We start from the raw sequence: 18,430 nt of genomic DNA, 5'->3' as shown, positions 1-18,430 counted from the left end.
TGCCGGAGGGCTGCCGGCCCGGTTGCGCAACCAGACACCCCACAGGCGTGGCCCCGCAGAGGGATTCTGCGGGGCCACGCCGACTGAGCCGACATACGTCCTTTTGGACGAGGTGGTCTTGGTGTCTAGGGGCGGCCCAAATTGCCGCGGAGCCGAGCGGTCAGGACGCGCAGGTCAATGGCGATCTCCCTGGTTGCCTGCACGGGCTGCCACCCGGTCATACGCGTAGTCGCGGCTCTTCCTGAGGAGCCGCCCGATGCTCTCGCCCCTCGGACGCGAGCGACTCCCCCGCGCGGCCCTCCAGTTCCCGCTGTCTGGCAGTCAGGGCCCTCGCCAGCATCTTCGCCCGGTAGGGGTTCGACGTATCGAGGGCCTTCGCCACCTGCACGGCTTCGTCCAACAGGGCCAAGCGTCGCTCAGGCAACTCCCGCACCAGGGGCGACGCGCTTGCCTCCACCAGGACGTACGCCAGCTTCGACCCGTACGTCTCCGGTTCGACCTGTGTCAGAAGGCGGTAGATCCACAGCCCCTCGGCACCGCGCACCACCCGCCGGTTGGCACTCAGCAGCCTGACCCTCGCCAGCACGACCATGTCCTGATCCATCGATCCCCTTCGTCACGCCACCCCCCGGCCCGTGCATGTCACACGGTGAGACAGCACGGCGACCGCGCCGACAGCCGAGAACGGCTGCCGACACGTTGGCCGGGGAGTGGATGACGACGAGTCTGGCGCGCGGTACCAACAGCCACAAGAACAAACGGACGTGCTCTGCGTCCTACCGCGAACCGCCTCCGAACAGGCATGATGGACCTGACACTCACTCAAGGCCCGTCTGTCGCGCACTCGCATGACGCGACTACGGCATCGTGAAGGCGTGCAGCATTCACCATTCGCCCCGTCTGGCCGCCTGATCAGTCACACCGGCACCGGACAGTGACGAGTGCGGACCCGGATCCACCTGAGGCGGTCCGCCCTCAGGTTGAACAGTCGTCCCGTCTCCAGCCTTCATCACTAGCGGCTGCGGCAGCGGCAGCGGCAGCGGCAGCGGCAGCGGCAGCGGCAGCGGCAGCGGCAGTTCGACGGTGAAGTGCTCGCTCATCGGCCGTGGGCGTCCTTGATCACGACGAGGTCGACGCCTCGTCCCGGATCAGGCGTCGGTCGGTGCGGGGGGCGCTTCGCTCATCTCCGTGAGCCCTGTCCGATGGCCCTGCGGCAGGTGTTGTGCGAACTCTCAGTCGGCGCCACCAAGGCTGCGGATCATCCGGCTCCAGGGGGGCGTCCGGCAGCGCCGAGAAGACGTCGGCCTTCGCGTGCCAGCTGCGGAACACGCCACGGAACATCGGGTGGGGCTCGTGCGGTCGGGGGCCCCTCAAAGAAGCCACTGCGCTCTCCTTCACTTGTTCCGTTACCGCTAACGTTACCGTTAACGGGATTCTTGCTCAGACAAGCAGATCCCGTCAACGCCCGCCGCCGGACGGCTCACGATCCGCCGATGGCGTTCTGGCGCCGCCTTGCTCTCGTGGCGGTGCCGAGCTGGTGATGGCGCGGCAGGCGGGTGAACCTGATTGACGAACCTGATTGACTTGGGCACCGGGCGACACAGGGACAGAAGTGAGTGGGCAGCGTGGCCGGACAGCGGGAAACGGAAGACCAGCGGGCGCGGGGTACGAAAACCGTCAAGCGTGTCACGCTCCGCGACGTTGCCCAGGCGGCAGGCGTGTCCCATCAGACCGTCTCCCGGGCGATCAACGGCAAGGGCGAGATCGACCCGGGGACTCAGCAACGCGTACTCGATGTCGCGAGGCAGTTGCGGTACCGGCCCAGCCGGTTCGGCCGGGGGCTGGTCCGCCCGGACGTCGTATCCGTCGGGCTCATCGTCCCCGACGTGGTCAACCCCTTCTTCCCGGAGTTCGTGGCAGGAGTGATCGCGGCCGCGGACGAACGCGACTGGCAGGTGCTCGTGGCCAGCACCGAGAACGATCGGTCCCGGGAGCTGACGCTGGTCCGCTCGCTCGGCCAACAGGTTGACGCCCTTGTCGGCTACATCAGCCACCCCGACGCACAGCTGGAGCCGTACGTGGGCGCCGTGCCGCTGGTTCTGGTCGATCGCGGGCTGGACTCGTCGAACCACGCGTTGGTCCACATCGACACCGCGGCCGGAATCCGGGCCGGGGTGCAGCACCTCATCGACCGGGGTCACCGCCGGATCGGCATGATCGACTGCGAGTGCTTGAGCGCCCCGATGGTCCGGCGCCGCACCTTCCTCGAAGTCGCCGGCGAACATGCGCTGCCCGTCGACGAGGGCTGGATCGTCATGGCTGAGCAGTCCCCCGCCGGGGGCGCCGCCGCGTTCGAGGAGCTGTACACCGCGCGCCCAGACCTCACCGCCGTGGTCGCCTTCAACGACCTGGTCGCGATCGGCGCGCTCCGGGGCGCCCGCCGGCTCGGCGTCCACGTACCGGACGACTGCGCACTGGTCGGCTACGACGGGCTGAGCGTCGTCGATCTGGTCGACCCGCCCCTGACCACCCTCCACCTCGACAAGCGACGGCTGGGCGAACTGGCCATCCACCAAGTCGACAAACTCCTGGCGGGCGAACTGCCACCCCCTATCGTCCTGACGCCAAGCCTGAATGTCCGTGGCACGACGTGACCCACCTTGACCTCGATCCGTCAGCGGGGTTCGGTCGCTGAGCGGCTCGGCGGTCCGCCCGTCCCGTAATGCTGATGCGAGCCAGCGACGGCGGGCGTGTTTCGTGAAACGGGCCGGCAGGTGCTAGAGGCGAAAGCGCAATGGTGCCGGGCTCGGCGTCGACCACGGAGGTGAGACAGGAGAGCGATCGCCGCTTCGACCTGCCGGGGTGCCGCGCGAGGCCGGAGATCAACCCGGCGGAGGGGCGCACGCCGGCGCGTTCAGACCCGGCCCAGAGCCGGCCCAGACCCGGCGGATGCGCAGGACCCGACGGCCACCGCCGCCACCGCGACGCCGGTGATGATGAGGGGCTCGCGTGCCATGAGGTTGCTCCTGGTGGAGAGAGGTGGGTCGCGGCACCCAACCTCTCCCGTCGTCAGGAGCACGCGCCTCGGCCGATCGGCCGGGCTTCCAGTCCCGCCGGACTCACTCCCTCAGCCATAGGGCCGGGGGCCGGGCCCTATTCGCCTCGAATTCGCCCCGGATGCGCACCCAAGGGGCTGCCTGACTTGTGAGGTCGTACCTGACCTGCGGAAATACGGAAGGGCAGACGAGCCGCAGCGTGCCGTCACCCAGTCCGGGTAGGGGGAGCTCCGGGGCCGTGACGGTGCCGATCTCGCGACGGCACTCGAGCACCGTACGCCCCGGTCTTGGCAGACCCGTAGATACCAGGTGAGGGGCGCAGGTGCCCGGTCCGCGAGGTCCTCTGCCGGTGCCCGCCTGCGCCCGACCCGGATCCAGCCGCCTTCCTCCTCAGGATCCCGGCCGACAATCCGGCAGCTTCGCCGTCACCTCGTTCGTCACTTCTCCTGGAGCACGGAGAGGACGTTCCCGGCGGGGTCGGTGAACCACGCGATCGCCGCAGGGCCGGCGTCGCCGACCCGGACGATGCCCTTCTCGTCGTGGTCGAACTCGGGATACCGCTCAAGGTTCACGCCGCGCCGTTCCAGTTCGTCGACGGCGGACTCGATGTCGTCCACGGGGAAGTTGAGAAGCGTGAACGTCGCGGGGGTGTGCGTCTCCTTCGGGTAGACGAAGACACGCGCGCCGCCGCCAAGTGTGATGATCAGCGTCTGCATGTCTCCCTGCCCGGTCTCCTCCACTCGCAGCCCGAGAGTCTGCCCGTAGAACCTGCGGGCCTCGCCGAGGTCGTCGACCGCGAAACCACTGAACGCCGGTACCTGTCCGAACATGCCGTGTATCTCCTTCACGCGTGAGCCGTCCCGATTGACCTCAGGGCACACCACGCACACCCGGGCCGACGGCACGCCACACGGACGACGCCCGGATGGTCGCGCACCCTTCACCCACGGGGACGCGGCATCCGGGGGACCTCGGAAATGTGCGGACTCGCCTCCCCGGCGCCGGGGGCTCAACCCGCGCGAACCGTAGACGAAGCCGAGGGTGCCCTTCGTCAACAGGAAGGAGCAGGACCAAGCGAATCGATCCAGGACGCGAAGTCCGCAGACACGACTTCGAAGTCCGCAGGATCCAGATCGCCCAGACCGGAGGAGAACACGGCGGAGTCCGGGTCACCGGCACGCAGGAGGAATCCGCGGCCACCGCTGTCATCGCCTACGAGGAGGAAACCTGGTGCATACTGCGCGACTTCGTAAGCAGCGTTGCGTTCGCCGATGTCCTTGGCCGAGTACACCGCGACACCGGACTCGGTGAGAAGGCCGTCCCTCACGCTCCACAGTGCCACCAGCGAAGCGGGAAGGTTGATCTCTGTCTCGGCCCGCGCCCGCATCACATCGGCCGGCGTCGCCGCCGACCGCCTCGCAACCGACCCCGCCACCCTGCACCCCTCCGAACAGACTCCGGCCGCCCCGACGAACAGCGGCACAGGCACCCCCACCAGGACCGCACCCAAGCAAACCACTACCACCGCCAGGCGCCGAAGCCCCGAGCGGTACCCACCCTTCACCTGGATCCCGAAGTACAGGAAGTGACGCGTGGGCAGCATGTAGCGCATCCAGATGCCTTTGCCATACTCCAGTGCCTTGTCCTCGCTGGACTTGTCGAGGTACGCGGCAAGGTCGGCACGTCGTCGTACCTCCCCAGCGACTCGGCCATTGGTGGGCGCGTCCACATCGTCAGCCCGGACGGGGGCCGCACCAACGGCGCCGACACGCAAGACCCCACGAGTCCAAGCGCATTGACGGACTGATACTCAGCGAATCCGCACTGCGCATAACCGGAATTGCGCACGACTCCTACCGGGCCCATGCTGGAGACAGAGCGAATGTGACGGAAAGCGACGCACGGCCCGGAGGCTGCGTCTTCCAGGCAGGAGCGCTGCGGTGCAGGCCGTCTGGCCCACCCATTGCCGGCCTGCCGGCCTCCAACGCCCTGAGCGATTCAAGGCCGTTCAGACGGCGCTGATGGCAGCCGAAGCGTTCTGTGGCTCTCGGTGAGCTCGGGAGTACCCGTTGACGAGGCCACGGCCCGCGCGTTCGCCGAGGCATGTGAAAGGAGGGAGCGCTATGCCTGCGTTGGCGCCCTTCCCAGGAGCGGCATTCTTCCACAAGGGACGACGCAGTCCCGTGATCAACGCTATGGGTAAACGCCTGGTGGCGGAAGGGTGCGGGAAGTACCGGAAGGGCCCAGGTCCCGAATGGACCGACGCCGATCAACAGTCCTACGCCGCCTGGCAGCGCAAGCTCAAATTCCAGGGCGCCGATGCCAACGGCATTCCAGGCAAGACTTCCTGGGACCGGCTCCGCGTCCCGACGGCGGCGGCGCCCCCTGCTTCTGGTGCCCGCGCCGCATCCCCCGTACCGGGACATGGCGTCACCACCCCCTACCGGAAGAAAGGGCCTGATTGGATCCTGGGTTACCACACTGGTGCGGACTACGCCGCTCCCAAGGGCAAGTCGTGCGTCGCGGTGCGCAACGGTTCCATTGTCCGCAGCGGGACTGACGGCAGTTTCGGCCGCTTCCTCGTGCTGCGCGTCGGCGGATTCGACTTCTGGTACTGCCACCTCTCCGACCGCACGGTGACCGGGGGTTCCGTGCGAGCCGGCCAGAAGATCGGAGAAGTCGGCTCCACCGGAAAGTCCACCGGCCCTCATCTGCACTTCGAAAAGCGCCCGGCTGGTGGCGGCTTCGGTTCCGACGTGCCCCCCAACTGGTAGTCGGCAACTGGTTGTCGGCGGACAGGCCGTCAACGTTCCCGCATACGAACAGGGACAGCTGTGTTGCGGGGTGCGGCCGTTCCCGGCGCACGATGACGCAACAATAATTGTCATCGAATTCGGCAAAATCTTCTCCCGGCACCCGGATCGAGAATGTCGCCCGATCAACAAATCGGAGGCGTCGAGAAATGAGAATGAGCCTGACCGAGCTGCGTGCCCTCGCCGCAGAGGCGGGGTTCACCGGCAATGACATCAAAATCGCGGCAGCCGTGGCCATGGCAGAGTCCAAGGGCGACACGGGCGCCGTCGGCGACCAGCATCTGGTCGACAACAAGTGGGGGCCGTCCATCGGTCTCTTCCAGATTCGCTCCCTCAGGCACCCGGGGCAGTTCTCCCCACCGGACACGCTGAGGATCGAGGGAAAGCTCAAGAACCCGCTCTACAACGCCAAGACGGCGAAGGCCATCAAGCACGCACACAACTGGAAGCAATGGTCCACGTTCGTGAACGGGGCCTACAAGCAGTACATGGATGGCGGGCCCACCGGCCCGACCCGCTTCGAGCCGTTTCCTGGTGCGTCGTTCTTCCACACCGGTCGTAAATCACCGATCGTCGCCGCGATGCACCATCGGCTCGTCGCCGAAGACTGCAACCGGTACCAGTCGAGTGCCAACGCCGACACATGGGGACCGGGCGATGTGAAGTCCTTTGCTGCCTGGCAGCGGAAGCTCGGCTTCGCAGGTGACGACGCCGACGGCATCCCCGGCAAGACCAGTTGGGACAAGCTGCGGGTCCCCAACGTCTGAAACACCTCTGGCCGGAAAGGACGGCGTCATGCCCGAGAAGAACTTCGACGCAAAGGACCTGAAGGCGGCTCTCGCGAGAACAGACATCAGCGATGGACCCGGAACCGACAACCTCGACGACCTTCCCGAGAGCGACTTCGTCGCCTTCGCCGAGGAGGGCGTCGAGAACGACACGGAGGACTCCAAGTGACCGCCACCATCGCCTACGACCGGAACGTCTCGAACCTCATCGACGAGCTGAGTGCGACGGGCCACGTCACCCACAAGTCCTACAGGAAGACGTCGGTCACGCTGCACCACAACGCCGGCCGGTTCTCGCATCGCGGTCTGCTCGACGTCTGGAGGACGCGTCCGGCCTCGGCCCACTTCGACGTGGACGCCGCAGGTGAGGTCGCGCAGTACGTCAAGGTGAACGAGTACGCCTGGGCGGTCGACAACGTGACCGGCAACCAGCGCTCGATCAGCATCGAAATGGCGAACGCGACGCTCGCGCCCGGCTGGAAGGTCGGCGAGGCCACCTGGAGGAGTGCCGCACGTCTCGCCGGCTGGAACTTCGCCAAGGTGATCGGCGAACGCCCCAGCAAGAACAACCTCTTCTACCACCACCGCTGGTCCTCGACCGTCTGCGCCGGCCCGCACATGGACGACATCTACGACAAGGTCCTCGTGGCGGCTCAGGCGGCGTACGACCATTTCAAGAATTCCCACCCCGACCCCCGGCCGGACACCGAGCCGTTCCCTGGTGCGTCGTTCTTCCACACCGGACGGAAATCGCCGATCGTCGCCGCGATGCACCATCGGCTCGTCGCCGAAGACTGCAACCGGTACCAGTCGAGTGCCAACGCCGACACATGGGGACCGGGCGATGAGAGGTCCTACGCCGCCTGGCAGCGGAAGCTCGGCTTCGCGGGTGACGACGCGAACGGCATCCCCGGCAAGACCAGCTGGGACAAGCTGCGGGTCCCCAACGTCTGACCGTCCTCGCCGGACGCGCGCGGCCACCGGGTCCCATGCGCGACACAGCCGCACGGTTCACCTTCTCCGCCATGTCACCGTGACCGACATGCACTCCGCGATCGTCCGCGCCGCGAAGCCGGTGACCGCCGAACGCGCCCGACGACTGCGGTAATGAGTGAGTGATGCTTGCTGCGGCGTTGACGCCTGCAGTAGGCCCGCCACGACCTGCACGACCTGCGTCGGCCCCGCCCTCACCGTGTCCGAGGCCAAGAGCACGTCAGGGTGCGGCTCACAGAACCGACATCGCCGCCAGCCCAGGGCCCTTCGCGCCGGAGGGCCTGATCCATGCCCCCGGTGGACAACGGACAGACCATGGCCTTGTCCATGACTCGGCTCCGATGACGCAACCGGCAGGGAACCTCGGGCACCCTGGCACGCTCACTAGCGCCCATGGGCGTGACCTTCGCTGCCGCAAGGTCGATACTTCCAGCAGACGCGACGCCGCCGAACTGTGCCCGACCGCTCCAGATGTCTGACGCCCCGTCATCAAAGTCAGCATTGGGTCAGCATCAGTCCGTCGGAGCCCGACTGCGACCGCCACGAACCGTCAAGGTCGACAACTGAACGAACCTGTGATGACCTGCAAAGGCGTCGGCCGGAGGCCGGTTCATCGTCTCATCAGGAGGTACCCATGAGGATGCTGATCAACGTCGCGGAGAGCGTCGTCGCGGACGCGTTGCGGGGTATGGCGGCCGCGCATCCCGAGTTGACCGTGGACGTGGAGAACCGGGTGGTGGTGCGGCGGGACGCGCCGGTGGCCGGGAAGGTGGGGCTGGTCTCCGGGGGTGGCTCGGGGCACGAGCCGTTGCACGGTGGGTTCGTGGGGCCCGGGATGCTGTCGGCGGCCTGTCCCGGTGAGGTGTTCACGTCGCCCGTGCCGGACCAGATGGTGCGGGCCGCGGCGGCCGTGGACAGCGGGGCCGGGGTGCTGTTCATCGTGAAGAACTACACCGGCGACGTGCTCAACTTCGACATGGCGGCCGAACTCGCCGAGGACGAGGGCGTCCGGATCGCCAAGGTGCTCGTCAACGACGACGTGGCCGTCACCGACAGTCTGTACACCGCCGGGCGGCGCGGCACGGGCGCGACCCTGTTCGTGGAGAAGATCGCGGGCGCCGCCGCCGAGGAGGGGCAGCCGCTGGAGCGGGTGGAGGCGCTGGCCCGGCAGGTCAATGAGAACTCCCGCAGTTTCGGGGTGGCCCTCAGCGCCTGCTCCACCCCGGCCAAGGGCAGCCCCACCTTCGATCTCCCCGCCGGAGAGCTGGAGTTGGGCGTCGGCATCCACGGCGAGCCGGGGCGGGAGCGGCGCGCGATGATGACTTCGCGCGAGATCGCCGACTTCTCCGTGAACGCCATCCTCGACGACATGAGCCCCCGCAACCCGGTACTGCTCCTGGTCAACGGCATGGGCGCCACACCCCTGCTGGAGCTGTACGGCTTCAACGCGGAGGTGCAGCGCGTACTGACCGAACGCGGGGTCGTCGTGGCCCGCACCCTCGTAGGCAACTACGTCACCTCGCTCGACATGGCCGGCGCCTCGGTGACGCTGTGTCAGGTCGACGAGGAGCTGCTGCGGCTGTACGACGCGCCGGTGCGGACAGCGGGACTGCGCTGGGGTGTGTGAGGGAGGGGTGAGGGCAGCGCCGCCGTGTACGACCGCATACGGCCGCGTGCGGCCGGATACGACCACGCCCGGTACGGCGGGTTTCGCGGCACCCACTCCCCTGACCGTCAGTCAATTCACGTACCACGCAAGGAGATTCCGTGCTCGACGCCGACTTCTTCCGTCGTTGGATGACGGCTACCGCGGCCTCGGTGGAGCGTGAGGCCGAGCGGCTCACGGCGCTCGACTCGCCGATCGGGGACGCCGACCACGGCAGCAATCTGCGCCGCGGGTTCACCGCCGTGACGGCCGTGCTGGAGAAGGAGGCGCCGGACACGCCCGGCGCCGTCCTCGTGCTCGCCGGGCGGCAGCTGATCTCGACCGTCGGCGGCGCGTCCGGTCCGCTGTACGGCACCCTGCTGCGCCGGACCGGCAAGGCGCTCGGCGACGCCGCCGAGGTCAGCGCGGCCGAGCTCACGGACGCGCTGCGCGCCGGGGTCGATGCCGTCATGGCGCTCGGCGGGGCGGCTCCCGGCGACAAGACCATGATCGACGCGCTGGTTCCGGCGGTCGACGCGCTCGCCGAGTCGTTCGCCGCCGCGCGGTCCGCCGCCGAGGAGGGCGCCCTGGCGACCACGCCGTTGCAGGCCCGCAAGGGTCGGGCCAGCTACCTCGGCGAGCGGAGCATCGGGCACCAGGACCCCGGCGCCACGTCCGCCGCGCTGCTGATCGCGGCCCTCGCCGCCACCGCCGGGAGCGCGGAGGCCGCCGATGCCTGACGGACAGCCGTTGTCAGACGGACAACCGGCGTCTGAAGGGCAGGCGATGTCTGACGGGCAGTCGGTCGGCATCGTGCTGGTGTCGCACAGTGCCGCCGTCGCCGTCTCGGTGGCCGAGTTGGCGAAGGGGCTCGCCGGGGTGGGGGACAGCGTTGCCGTCGCCCCGGCCGGCGGTACCGAGGACGGCGGGCTGGGCACCAGCGCCGAGCTGATCGCGGCGGCGGCCGTCTCCGTGGACCGGGGCGCCGGCGTCGCCGTCCTCACCGATCTCGGCAGTGCGGTCCTCACCGTGAAGGCCCTCCTCGCCGAGGGCGACGAACTCCCCGCCGGCACCCGTCTGGTCGACGCGCCGTTCGTCGAGGGCGCCGTCGCCGCGGTCGTCACGGCCTCGACGGGTGCGGACCTCGCGGCGGTGGCGGCCGCGGCGGCGGAGGCGTACACGTATCGGAAGGAGTGATCCTCCGGGGAACGCAACACACCTTTCCGGGGCCGTCTGTCGTCTGATCGCGCGACAGGCGGCCCGTGGCCTTGGAACGCGAGGTCAGTTCGCCGCGCCGCCCCGCATGGCCGCGCCCCTGGGCATCGGCACCCCTTCCACCCACCTCCGCGCCAGCTCCTCCCCCTGTTCCACCGCCGCCTCGTGGTCCTCGATCGGGGTCACCTTGGAGTCCTCGAAGACGATGTAGGTGACGCCGGAGGCGACACCGCCGTTACGTGGGTCGGGGCGGATGCCGAGGGCCTCGGCCGTGGCGTACGAGGCCTCGCCGATGATGTTCTTGGGGCCGGTGTCGCCGACGACGGCGTACTCGACCCGGTCCCCGTGGACGACGGCGGCGACCGAACCGCCCTTGATGCCGTGGACCCGGTAGTCCCACGTACGGCTCGCGACGGGGACGACGATGAACGGCAGGGTCTCGGAGCTGAGATACCGGCCGTCGGACTGCAGGAAGGACGTCGCGGGCTGGAACCAGGGGTCGGTGTCGCGGTTGCAGCGCGGGCCCGGCCTGCCGTCGCAGTCGATGTCCATGTCGGCCTTCCAGAACACCGCGCCGTCGACACCGCAGACGGGGATGACAGCGGGGGTTCCGGCGTCGCTCCTGTAGAGCCCCTCGGACACCCGGACGCAGCCGCGCGCCTTGGCCAGCAGGGCGGCGGCCGTCACATCTCCCTCGCGTTGTACGGGCCGCTGCGGGTGGGCCAGCGCGGGCAGGGCGACGGGGGCCAGCAGGGCGGCGCCGACGGCGGCCAGCATCAACGAGCGGACACGCACGATGAGGAACCCTCTCCAGGGGGGACATGACGGACACTCACCCCAAGCTGGTGCGCGTCGGAGAGGTCGGCCACCGGGAGGGGGCCGGACGGACCACGCGCCCTTCGCACAAGCGCGCGACCGAGGGCCCGGGCCCGACTCGGCCCCGGCCGCTCGCGCGGAGCGACCTGCCGGCACCCGCCCACTCTTCGCCCACCCTCACCCGCCCCTTGATGTGACCGCGTCAGTCATGCCATACATGGAGATAGGTACAGACCAATCCCGCCATGGCTCGACGATCGAGGGGGCAGGATCGTGCGACGTGTTCCCGTGCCGACACCGGTGCCGGTGTCGATGCTCTGCGGCTCCCTGCTTCTCATGTCCGCCTGCGCGATGGACGAGAGCCCCGGCCGCCGACCACCGCCTGCCCCACCCGGTGTCACCGCCACCGCGGGCAGCGCCACCAGCGTGCACGTCATGTGGAACCTGGCGTCCGGTGAGCCGGAGATCGCCGGGTACGAGGTGTACCGGGGCCGTACGAAGGTGAAGGACGTGCCCGGCGGCGCGCACATGGTGGACATCACCCGGCTCCGGCCGTCCACCACCTACGTGTTCACGGTCCGGGCCCGCGGCACCGCCGGGGACCTCGGGCCGCCCAGCGCGGAGGTCCGGGCGACGACACCGGCCGCCGGGGCGGCGGACCGCCGGGCTCCGACCCGACCGGGGCGCCTCGCCGGAAAGGCGGTCGGGGGCAAGGCGGCGCAGTTGTCCTGGGGGCCGTCGACGGACGACCGGGACGTGGCGTCGTACGACATCCTGCAGGGCGACTCGAAGATCCACAGCGTGGGCGGGGAACAGACGGCGGCCGTGGTCACGGGGCTGCGGCCCGGCACCGAGTACTCCTTCACCGTGCGGGCGCGGGACGCGGCGGACAACGTCTCGCCCGTGAGCCGGGCCGTACGGCTCACCACCGCGCCGGGCGAGGACGACGGGCGGGGCACCGAGCCCACCGGGTTCCGCGCCGGCACCCGCCGGACCGACGGGGCGTACTCCATCGAGCTGTCCTGGCTGCCGCCTCGGGTCGACGGTGTGATCACGGAGTACGAGATCCAGCTCGACGGACGGCGGGCGACCACGCTCGTCTGGGGCGGGACCCCGCCCCGCGACCGGGCCACCTACAGCTTCTACGTGGGCCGGGAGCCCGGGGTGGCGTACCGGGTGCGGATCCGCGCCAAGCTCCCGGACGGCACCTGGGGCGGGTTCTCGGCGGAACGGACGGTGACCACCGGCAGGTGAGCGGTGGCGGGCGAGCGGTGGCGGGCGAGCGGTGGCGGGCGAGCGGTGGCGGGCGACCACCGGCGAGTCAGCCGGCGGCAGTCGGCGGCGGCCACCCACGAGCGTCCCCCGCACGGCGGTATCCGTCACCTGCCCGGGCGTCGTCCGCATGCGAACCGGGCGAAGGGCACGTTGGCTCACCCTGAGGCAGCACGGGTCTCCCGATCCTCGGCGGCGCACGGGACGTGCCGCCACCGTGCCGCTGGAGGGCAGACCATGCGTACGTCTCAGCTACTCCTCCGCTCCGGCCTGACGGTGGCCGCCGCCGCGCTGCCGATCGCCCTGACCGCGCCGTCGGCCGTCGCCGCCCCCACCGGGATCTCGGTGAGCACCACCGGATCCTCGGTCACCGTCACCACGAGGGATTGCCCGACCAGCACCAACGGCACGTTCGGCACCGCCTCGCTGCTCTCCAGTGGGCAGGCGAACTTCTCCCAGGGGCGTCAGGCGACCCTCACCGGCACGAGCACCACCCAGGCCGCCTCCTGGGCGAACGTGGGCCCGGGTACATACACCGTGATCGCGGTGTGCAAGGACGGGACCACGGCCGGCACCCAGTCCGTCATCGTCACCGCCGCCACCCCGACCATCTCCACGACGGCCTCGCCCGCACGGGGCGTCATGGGCGGTGTCGGCGGAGCCACCCGGGAGTACGGGACCGTCACCCTCGTGGGCGGCGGGGCGCTGGTGGCCATGGGCACGGGGGCGGCCGTCTGGTACCTGCGGCGCCGCGCGAAGCCGCACCGTCTGTGAGCCCCGGGTGAGCGGTCGCCCCGATACGCGGACGGCCGCCCACTCGTAGTGCCCCGTGCCACCCGTTCCCCGTTGCCTACTGGTTCCCCGCGTCCCCTCCCTCTCCCACTCCCTCTTCACCGACACCGCCACCGCCACCGCCACCGGGGTGTCCTGGCAGCGTCTCGAACTCCGCCAGGGCGTTCGTCAGCCACTGGGTCCAGAACGTCTGCAGATCGATGCCCGCCCGCAGGATCAGATGCTGGAGCCGGTCCTGGGTCGTGTCCCGACCCGGCCCGAAGTCCCGCTTCTCGATCTCCTCGTACTCCGCCAACTGCCGCTGATGCAGGGCGAGATGGCGCCGCAGATCGTCTTCGAGACCGGTCGTGCCGACCACGGCGGCGGCGCGCAGCCGGACGAAGAGCGCGTCGCGCCAGGGCTTGGGGTCCTGGGGTGCGGAGGTCCAGCGGGCCAGTTCCTCGCGGCCGGCCGGCAGGACCTCGTAGCTCTTCTTCTGGCCCCGGGCGGGCCGTTCGGAGGGCAGGGCCCGGATATGGCCCTCGCCCTCCAGTTTCCCCAGCTCGCGATAGATCTGCTGGTGGGTCGCCGACCAGAAGTAGCCGATCGACCTGTCGAACCGCCGGGTCAGCTCGAGGCCGGACGACGGCTTTTCGAGCAGGGCGGTGAGGATCGCGTGCGGGAGTGACATGGGCTCATCCTAGGAAGCCCGGGGAGCGGGACGGCCTCACGCCCGCATCGGCGCTCACACCTCCTACAGCGCCGCCGCCAGCTCAGTCCCCTGCTTGATCGCCCGCTTGGCGTCCAGTTCGGCCGCCACGTCGGCGCCGCCGATGAGGTGCGCGGAGCGCCCGGCGGCGACCAGGGCGTCGTACAGGTCGCGGCGCGGGTCCTGGCCGGTGCAGAGGACGACCGTGTCGACCTCCAGCACCTGGCGGACGCCGTCGACGGTGACATGCAGCCCGGCGTCGTCGATCAGGTCGTACTGGACACCGGGGACCATGGTGACGCCTCGGTGCTTCAGCTCGGTGCGGTGGATCCAGCCGGTGGTCTTGCCGAGTCCGGCGCCGACCTTGGTGGTCTTGCGCTGGAGGAGGTGGACCGAGCGCGGCGGGGCCGGACGCTCGGGGGCGGCGAGGCCGCCGGGGGCTCGGTAGTCCATGTCGACGCCCCACTGCCGGAAGTACGCGGCCGGGTCCTCGCTCGTCTTCTCGCCGCCGTCGGTCAGGAACTCGGCCACGTCGAAGCCGATGCCGCCCGCGCCGAGGATCGCGACGCGGTCGCCGACGGGGGCGCCGTCACGGAGCACGTCCAGGTAGCCGAGGACCTTGGGGTGGTCGACGCCGGGGAGTTCGGGGGTGCGCGGGGTGACGCCGGTGGCGACGACGACCTCGTCGTACTCCGTCAGGTCGTCGGCGGCGACGCGTGTGTCCAGGCGTACGTCGACGCCGTGTGCGTCGAGTTGGGTGCGGAAGTAGCGCAGGGTCTCGTCGAACTCCTGCTTGCCGGGGACCTTGCGGGCCACGTTGAGCTGGCCGCCGATCTCGCTCGCGGCGTCGAACAGGGTGACCTCGTGGCCGCGTTCGGCCGTGCTCACCGCACAGGCGAGTCCCGCCGGGCCGGCGCCGACGACCGCGACGCGCTTGCGCCGCCGGGTCGGGGAGAGGACGAGTTCCGTCTCGTGGCAGGCGCGCGGGTTGACCAGGCAGGAGGTGATCTTGCCGCTGAAGGTGTGGTCGAGGCAGGCCTGGTTGCAGCCGATGCAGGTGTTGATGGCGTCGGAGCGGCCCTCGCGGGCCTTGTTGACGAAGTCCGGGTCGGCGAGCATCGGGCGGGCCATGGACACCATGTCGGCGTGACCGTCGGCGAGCAACTCCTCAGCCAGCTCGGGGGTGTTGATGCGGTTGGTCGTGACGAGCGGCACCGAGACCGCGCCCATGAGCTTCTTGGTCACCCAGGTGTACGCGCCGCGCGGCACCGAGGTCGCGATGGTGGGGATACGGGCCTCGTGCCAGCCGATGCCGGTGTTGATGATGGTCGCCCCGGCCTCCTCGACGGCCTTCGCCAGCGTGACCACCTCGTCGAAGCTGGAGCCGCCGGGGACGAGGTCGAGCATCGACAGCCGGTAGACGACGATGAAGTCCTCGCCGACCGCCTCGCGGACCCGGCGCACGATCTCGACGGGGAAGCGCGTGCGGTTCTCGTACGAGCCGCCCCAGCGGTCGTCGCGGTGATTGGTCCCGGCGGCGATGAACTCGTTGATCAGATAGCCCTCGGAGCCCATGATCTCGACGCCGTCGTACCCGGCCCGCCGGGCGAGGCGGGCGGCGTTCGCGTAGTCGTCGACGGTCTGCTCGACCTCGGCGTCGGTGAGCGCGTGCGGGACGAACGGGCTGATCGGGGCCTGGAGGGCGCTGGGGGCCACGAGGTCGCGGTGGTAGGCGTACCGGCCGAAGTGCAGGATCTGCATCGCGATCCGGCCGCCCTCGCGGTGTACGGCCTCGGTGATCTCGCGGTGCTTCTCGGCCTCGGCGTCGGTGGTGAGCTTGGCGCCGCCCTCGTACGGGCGGCCGGCCTCGTTGGGCGCGATGCCGCCGGTGACGATGAGGCCCACTCCCCCGCGCGCCCGGGCCGCGTAGAACTCCGCCATGCGCTCGAAGCCGCGCTCGGCCTCCTCCAGGCCCACGTGCATGGAGCCCATGAGCACGCGGTTGGGGAGCGTGGTGAAGCCCAGGTCGAGCGGGCTCAGCAGGTGCGGGTAGCGGGTCGTACGGCTCATGGGGCCCTCCGTGCGTGGCGTCGTCATGAAGGTTGTAGACGACGCCACGCCGTTTATGCAACTAGTTGCATAATGGGTGAGGGCAAGGCCACACCGGGGAGGCCGGCGCCTCAGGGTCTGGTGCCGAGCACCACGTGGGCGTACATCTCCTCCGAGACGGCCGTGCGTGCGATGAGGCCGGAGCGGCGGAAGGTGTCGAGGGCGAGCGGTGTCTGGCGTTCGCTCGTCTCGACGAGCAGACAGCCGCCCGGGGCGAGCCACTCGGGGGCCTCGGCGGCGACCCTGCGCAGGACGTCGAGGCCGTCCGTGCCGCCGTCCAGGGCGACGAGGGGTTCGTGGTCGCGGGCCTCGCTCGGCAGGAGCGGGACCTCGCCGGTCGGGACGTACGGGACGTTCGCGGCGAGGATGTCGACACGGCCCCGCAGGTGGGTGGGCAGTGCCGCGAAGAGGTCGCCCTCGTGGGCGTGGCCGCCGTGCGGCGCGAGGTTGCGGCGGGCGCAGCGGACCGCCGCCGGGTCGATGTCGGCGGCGTGCAGTTCGGCTCCGTCGAGCGACGCGGCCAGGGCGGCGCCCACCGCGCCGGAGCCGCAGCACAGGTCGACGACGACCGAGGCACCGGGGACGGTGGCGAGGGCCTGTTCGACGAGGAACTCGGTGCGGCGGCGGGGGACGAACACACCGGGTTCCACGGTGATGCGCAGGCCCGCGAACTCGGCCCAGCCGAGGACGAGTTCCAGGGGCAGGCCCGCGACGCGCCGGTCCACCATGGCGGCGGCCTCGTCCGGGGTACGTGCGGTGGTGAGGATCAACTCCGCCTCGTCCTCGGCGAAGACGCAACCGGCGGCGCGAAGTGCCGTGACGACAGAGGGGGTGGTGAGAAGTGGCATGACAGCCGAGAGCCTTTCGGTGGGCCGAAGAGCGCTCCCGCGGTGGCCTATCGGCGATGCACCGCGCCGCGTTGAGGTGAGAGCACCCGACCTGACACAGCGGTAATGGGTCTCACCTCCTCGGTCCACGTGCTGACTGGCCCGGTCACCCTACCCCATGGTCACGACAGGATTTCAAGGGCACGAGCGGCTCCGCGAGGGCGCGTCGAACCCACGGTTCCGCCGCCTCCGCGGCCTCCGGCACGCCGCGCGCCACGGGCCGCGACGTGCACGGCGGAGGCTCGCGGCGCGGCCGCGAGGCACACGGCGCGGGCCGCCCCGGCACACCCACCGGCCGCACGGCGGGCCGCCCCGGCAGGCCTGCCCGGTGTACGGCGTCGGTGGCGGTGCCGGTGGCGGTGTCGGTGTCGGCACATGGCGTCGGTGCCGCCCGGCTCGGCACGCCGGGCAGGCCGCTCGCCGGTCAGCACCCGGCCGCCGGTCGACACCCGGTCGCCGCACCCCCACTACACCCCCACCCGCTCCTCCCCCGCCTCGACCAGCGGCACCCTGGCCGCCATGAAGCGGGTGGTGCGGCGGAGGCGGAAGCCGAGGGATTCGTAGAGGCGGATGGCGGTCGTGTTGGTCGCGGAGGTGTGGAGGAAGGGGGTTTCGCCGCGTTCGCGGATGCCGTGGGCGACGGCGTGGATGAGGCGGGTGGCGAGGCCCGCGCCCCGGAAGGCCGGGTCGGTGCAGACCGCGCTGATCTCGGTCCAGCCCGGCGGGTGCAGCCGTTCACCGGCCATGGCGATGAGGACGCCGTCCCGGCGGATGCCGAGGTAGGTGCCGAGTTCGATGGTGCGGGGCAGGAAGGGGCCGGGCCGGGTGCGCTCCACGAGGTCGAGCATCTCGGGTACGTCGGCGGGGCCCAGCCGTACGGCCTCGGCGTCCGGGGCGGCGGCGACCCCGTCGTCGACGAGCTGGACGCCTTCCAGGTCGAATGTCACCTCCCAGCCCGCCGGGAAGCCCCCGTCGTAGGCCGGGACCGGGACCTCGGCGCCGGGGCCGGCCAGCACCGCGAGGTCGGCCCAGTCGTCCGCGTCGGGTTCGTCGGGGAGGCCCAGCCACGGCGACACGTCGAGCGGGTAGCGCAGCACCCGGCCGCGCCGCTCGGCGAAGTGGGCGTGCGGCCCGGTGAGGGAGGCGAGGGCGGGGTTGTCGAGGACGTGCGGCACGGTGCCCGCGTCCCTGCTGCCGCTCGCGTACTCGGACATGCGCTCTCCGCTCTGCTCTGATCTGCTCTGATCTGCTGCCATCTGGTCGTCGCCGACGAGTCCGCCGGCGACGGCTGAAGGCGGCAAGGAAGATCGCCGAGCCCCTATTCCCGGGCCGCCGAAGTGTTCATACGGCCGCAAT

Annotated in this window: 19 protein-coding genes and 1 pseudogene; 11 read left to right on the top strand and 9 right to left on the bottom strand. The window is 70.3% G+C overall.

Going from position 1 to position 18,430, the window contains the following annotated elements; genetic code table 11:
* Positions 1 to 217: 217 nt before the first annotated feature.
* On the bottom strand, positions 218 to 604 hold the full coding sequence (locus ABT147_RS35005) for a hypothetical protein (RefSeq protein WP_351413794.1): 387 nt from the start codon (positions 602 to 604) through the stop codon (positions 218 to 220).
* Between the two features lie 280 nt (positions 605 to 884).
* Positions 885 to 1,100, bottom strand: coding sequence for a hypothetical protein (locus tag ABT147_RS35000; protein WP_351413792.1), 216 nt, complete (start codon positions 1,098 to 1,100; stop codon positions 885 to 887).
* A gap of 516 nt (positions 1,101 to 1,616) precedes the next feature.
* On the opposite strand from ABT147_RS35000, the gene ABT147_RS34995 reads away from it, so the two are divergent.
* Positions 1,617 to 2,654 carry a LacI family DNA-binding transcriptional regulator gene (locus tag ABT147_RS34995; protein WP_351413789.1) on the top strand — a complete coding sequence of 346 codons (1,038 nt, stop codon included), beginning with the start codon at positions 1,617 to 1,619 and terminating at the stop codon, positions 2,652 to 2,654.
* A gap of 839 nt (positions 2,655 to 3,493) precedes the next feature.
* Here ABT147_RS34995 and ABT147_RS34990 read toward each other — a convergent pair.
* Positions 3,494 to 3,886 carry a VOC family protein gene (locus tag ABT147_RS34990; protein ID WP_351413787.1) on the bottom strand — a complete coding sequence of 131 codons (393 nt, stop codon included), beginning with the start codon at positions 3,884 to 3,886 and terminating at the stop codon, positions 3,494 to 3,496.
* A 221-nt stretch (positions 3,887 to 4,107) separates the two neighbouring features.
* Positions 4,108 to 4,785, bottom strand: coding sequence for a hypothetical protein (locus tag ABT147_RS34985; RefSeq protein WP_351413784.1), 678 nt, complete (start codon positions 4,783 to 4,785; stop codon positions 4,108 to 4,110).
* A 397-nt stretch (positions 4,786 to 5,182) separates the two neighbouring features.
* On the opposite strand from ABT147_RS34985, the pseudogene ABT147_RS34980 reads away from it, so the two are divergent.
* The 8 genes and pseudogenes from ABT147_RS34980 to ABT147_RS34945 form a co-directional block, all read left to right on the top strand.
* A pseudogene (locus ABT147_RS34980) lies at positions 5,183 to 5,425 on the top strand (peptidoglycan-binding protein); the annotation flags it as partial.
* 96 nt (positions 5,426 to 5,521) lie between these two features.
* Entirely contained in the window at positions 5,522 to 5,830 is a 309-nt protein-coding gene (locus ABT147_RS34975; protein WP_351413887.1) for a M23 family metallopeptidase, read from the top strand.
* A 194-nt stretch (positions 5,831 to 6,024) separates the two neighbouring features.
* Positions 6,025 to 6,636: a peptidoglycan-binding protein gene (locus tag ABT147_RS34970; protein WP_351413782.1), complete on the top strand. Its 612-nt coding sequence runs from the start codon at positions 6,025 to 6,027 to the stop codon at positions 6,634 to 6,636.
* Positions 6,637 to 6,664: 28 nt separating this feature from the next.
* Positions 6,665 to 6,826 (top strand): hypothetical protein, encoded by a 162-nt coding sequence (locus ABT147_RS34965; protein WP_351413779.1) that lies wholly within the window; start codon positions 6,665 to 6,667, stop codon positions 6,824 to 6,826.
* Positions 6,823 to 7,611, top strand: coding sequence for a peptidoglycan-binding protein (locus ABT147_RS34960; RefSeq protein ID WP_351413777.1), 789 nt, complete (start codon positions 6,823 to 6,825; stop codon positions 7,609 to 7,611). Before ABT147_RS34965 ends, ABT147_RS34960 begins: the two co-directional genes overlap by 4 nt.
* 673 nt (positions 7,612 to 8,284) lie before the next feature.
* Complete coding sequence (gene dhaK / locus ABT147_RS34955; protein WP_351413775.1) at positions 8,285 to 9,277, top strand: dihydroxyacetone kinase subunit DhaK; 993 nt, start codon at positions 8,285 to 8,287, stop codon at positions 9,275 to 9,277.
* 140 nt (positions 9,278 to 9,417) lie between these two features.
* Positions 9,418 to 10,035 (top strand): dihydroxyacetone kinase subunit DhaL, encoded by a 618-nt coding sequence (dhaL, locus tag ABT147_RS34950; RefSeq protein ID WP_351413772.1) that lies wholly within the window; start codon positions 9,418 to 9,420, stop codon positions 10,033 to 10,035.
* A 46-nt stretch (positions 10,036 to 10,081) separates the two neighbouring features.
* Entirely contained in the window at positions 10,082 to 10,492 is a 411-nt protein-coding gene (locus ABT147_RS34945) for a PTS-dependent dihydroxyacetone kinase phosphotransferase subunit DhaM (protein WP_351413770.1), read from the top strand.
* Between the two features lie 84 nt (positions 10,493 to 10,576).
* Here ABT147_RS34945 and ABT147_RS34940 read toward each other — a convergent pair whose 3' ends face one another.
* Positions 10,577 to 11,305, bottom strand: a complete 729-nt coding sequence (locus ABT147_RS34940; RefSeq protein WP_351413768.1) for a glycoside hydrolase family 75 protein — start codon at positions 11,303 to 11,305, stop codon at positions 10,577 to 10,579.
* Between the two features lie 294 nt (positions 11,306 to 11,599).
* Between ABT147_RS34940 and ABT147_RS34935 the strand changes: the two genes are divergently transcribed.
* Positions 11,600 to 12,580 carry a fibronectin type III domain-containing protein gene (locus ABT147_RS34935; protein ID WP_502983212.1) on the top strand — a complete coding sequence of 327 codons (981 nt, stop codon included), beginning with the start codon at positions 11,600 to 11,602 and terminating at the stop codon, positions 12,578 to 12,580.
* A gap of 255 nt (positions 12,581 to 12,835) precedes the next feature.
* Positions 12,836 to 13,372 carry a hypothetical protein gene (locus tag ABT147_RS34930; protein WP_351413766.1) on the top strand — a complete coding sequence of 179 codons (537 nt, stop codon included), beginning with the start codon at positions 12,836 to 12,838 and terminating at the stop codon, positions 13,370 to 13,372.
* 76 nt (positions 13,373 to 13,448) lie between these two features.
* On the opposite strand, the gene ABT147_RS34925 is transcribed toward ABT147_RS34930, so the two are convergent.
* From ABT147_RS34925 to ABT147_RS34910, 4 genes are all read right to left on the bottom strand, one after another.
* Positions 13,449 to 14,060 carry a PadR family transcriptional regulator gene (locus tag ABT147_RS34925; protein ID WP_351413763.1) on the bottom strand — a complete coding sequence of 204 codons (612 nt, stop codon included), beginning with the start codon at positions 14,058 to 14,060 and terminating at the stop codon, positions 13,449 to 13,451.
* Positions 14,061 to 14,123: 63 nt separating this feature from the next.
* Positions 14,124 to 16,148: an oxidoreductase gene (locus tag ABT147_RS34920; RefSeq protein WP_351413761.1), complete on the bottom strand. Its 2,025-nt coding sequence runs from the start codon at positions 16,146 to 16,148 to the stop codon at positions 14,124 to 14,126.
* A 110-nt stretch (positions 16,149 to 16,258) separates the two neighbouring features.
* On the bottom strand, positions 16,259 to 17,035 hold the full coding sequence (locus tag ABT147_RS34915; protein WP_351413759.1) for a putative protein N(5)-glutamine methyltransferase: 777 nt from the start codon (positions 17,033 to 17,035) through the stop codon (positions 16,259 to 16,261).
* A gap of 506 nt (positions 17,036 to 17,541) precedes the next feature.
* On the bottom strand, positions 17,542 to 18,288 hold the full coding sequence (locus ABT147_RS34910; RefSeq protein WP_351413757.1) for a GNAT family N-acetyltransferase: 747 nt from the start codon (positions 18,286 to 18,288) through the stop codon (positions 17,542 to 17,544).
* Between the last annotated feature and the right edge of the window lie 142 nt (positions 18,289 to 18,430).

This window comes from Streptomyces sp. NPDC001868, assembly GCF_040297125.1.
In the GTDB taxonomy this organism is placed as follows: Bacteria; Actinomycetota; Actinomycetes; order Streptomycetales; family Streptomycetaceae; genus Streptomyces.
Note: the sequence above shows the minus strand (reverse complement) of the source record. Positions and strands in the feature narration are given on the sequence as shown.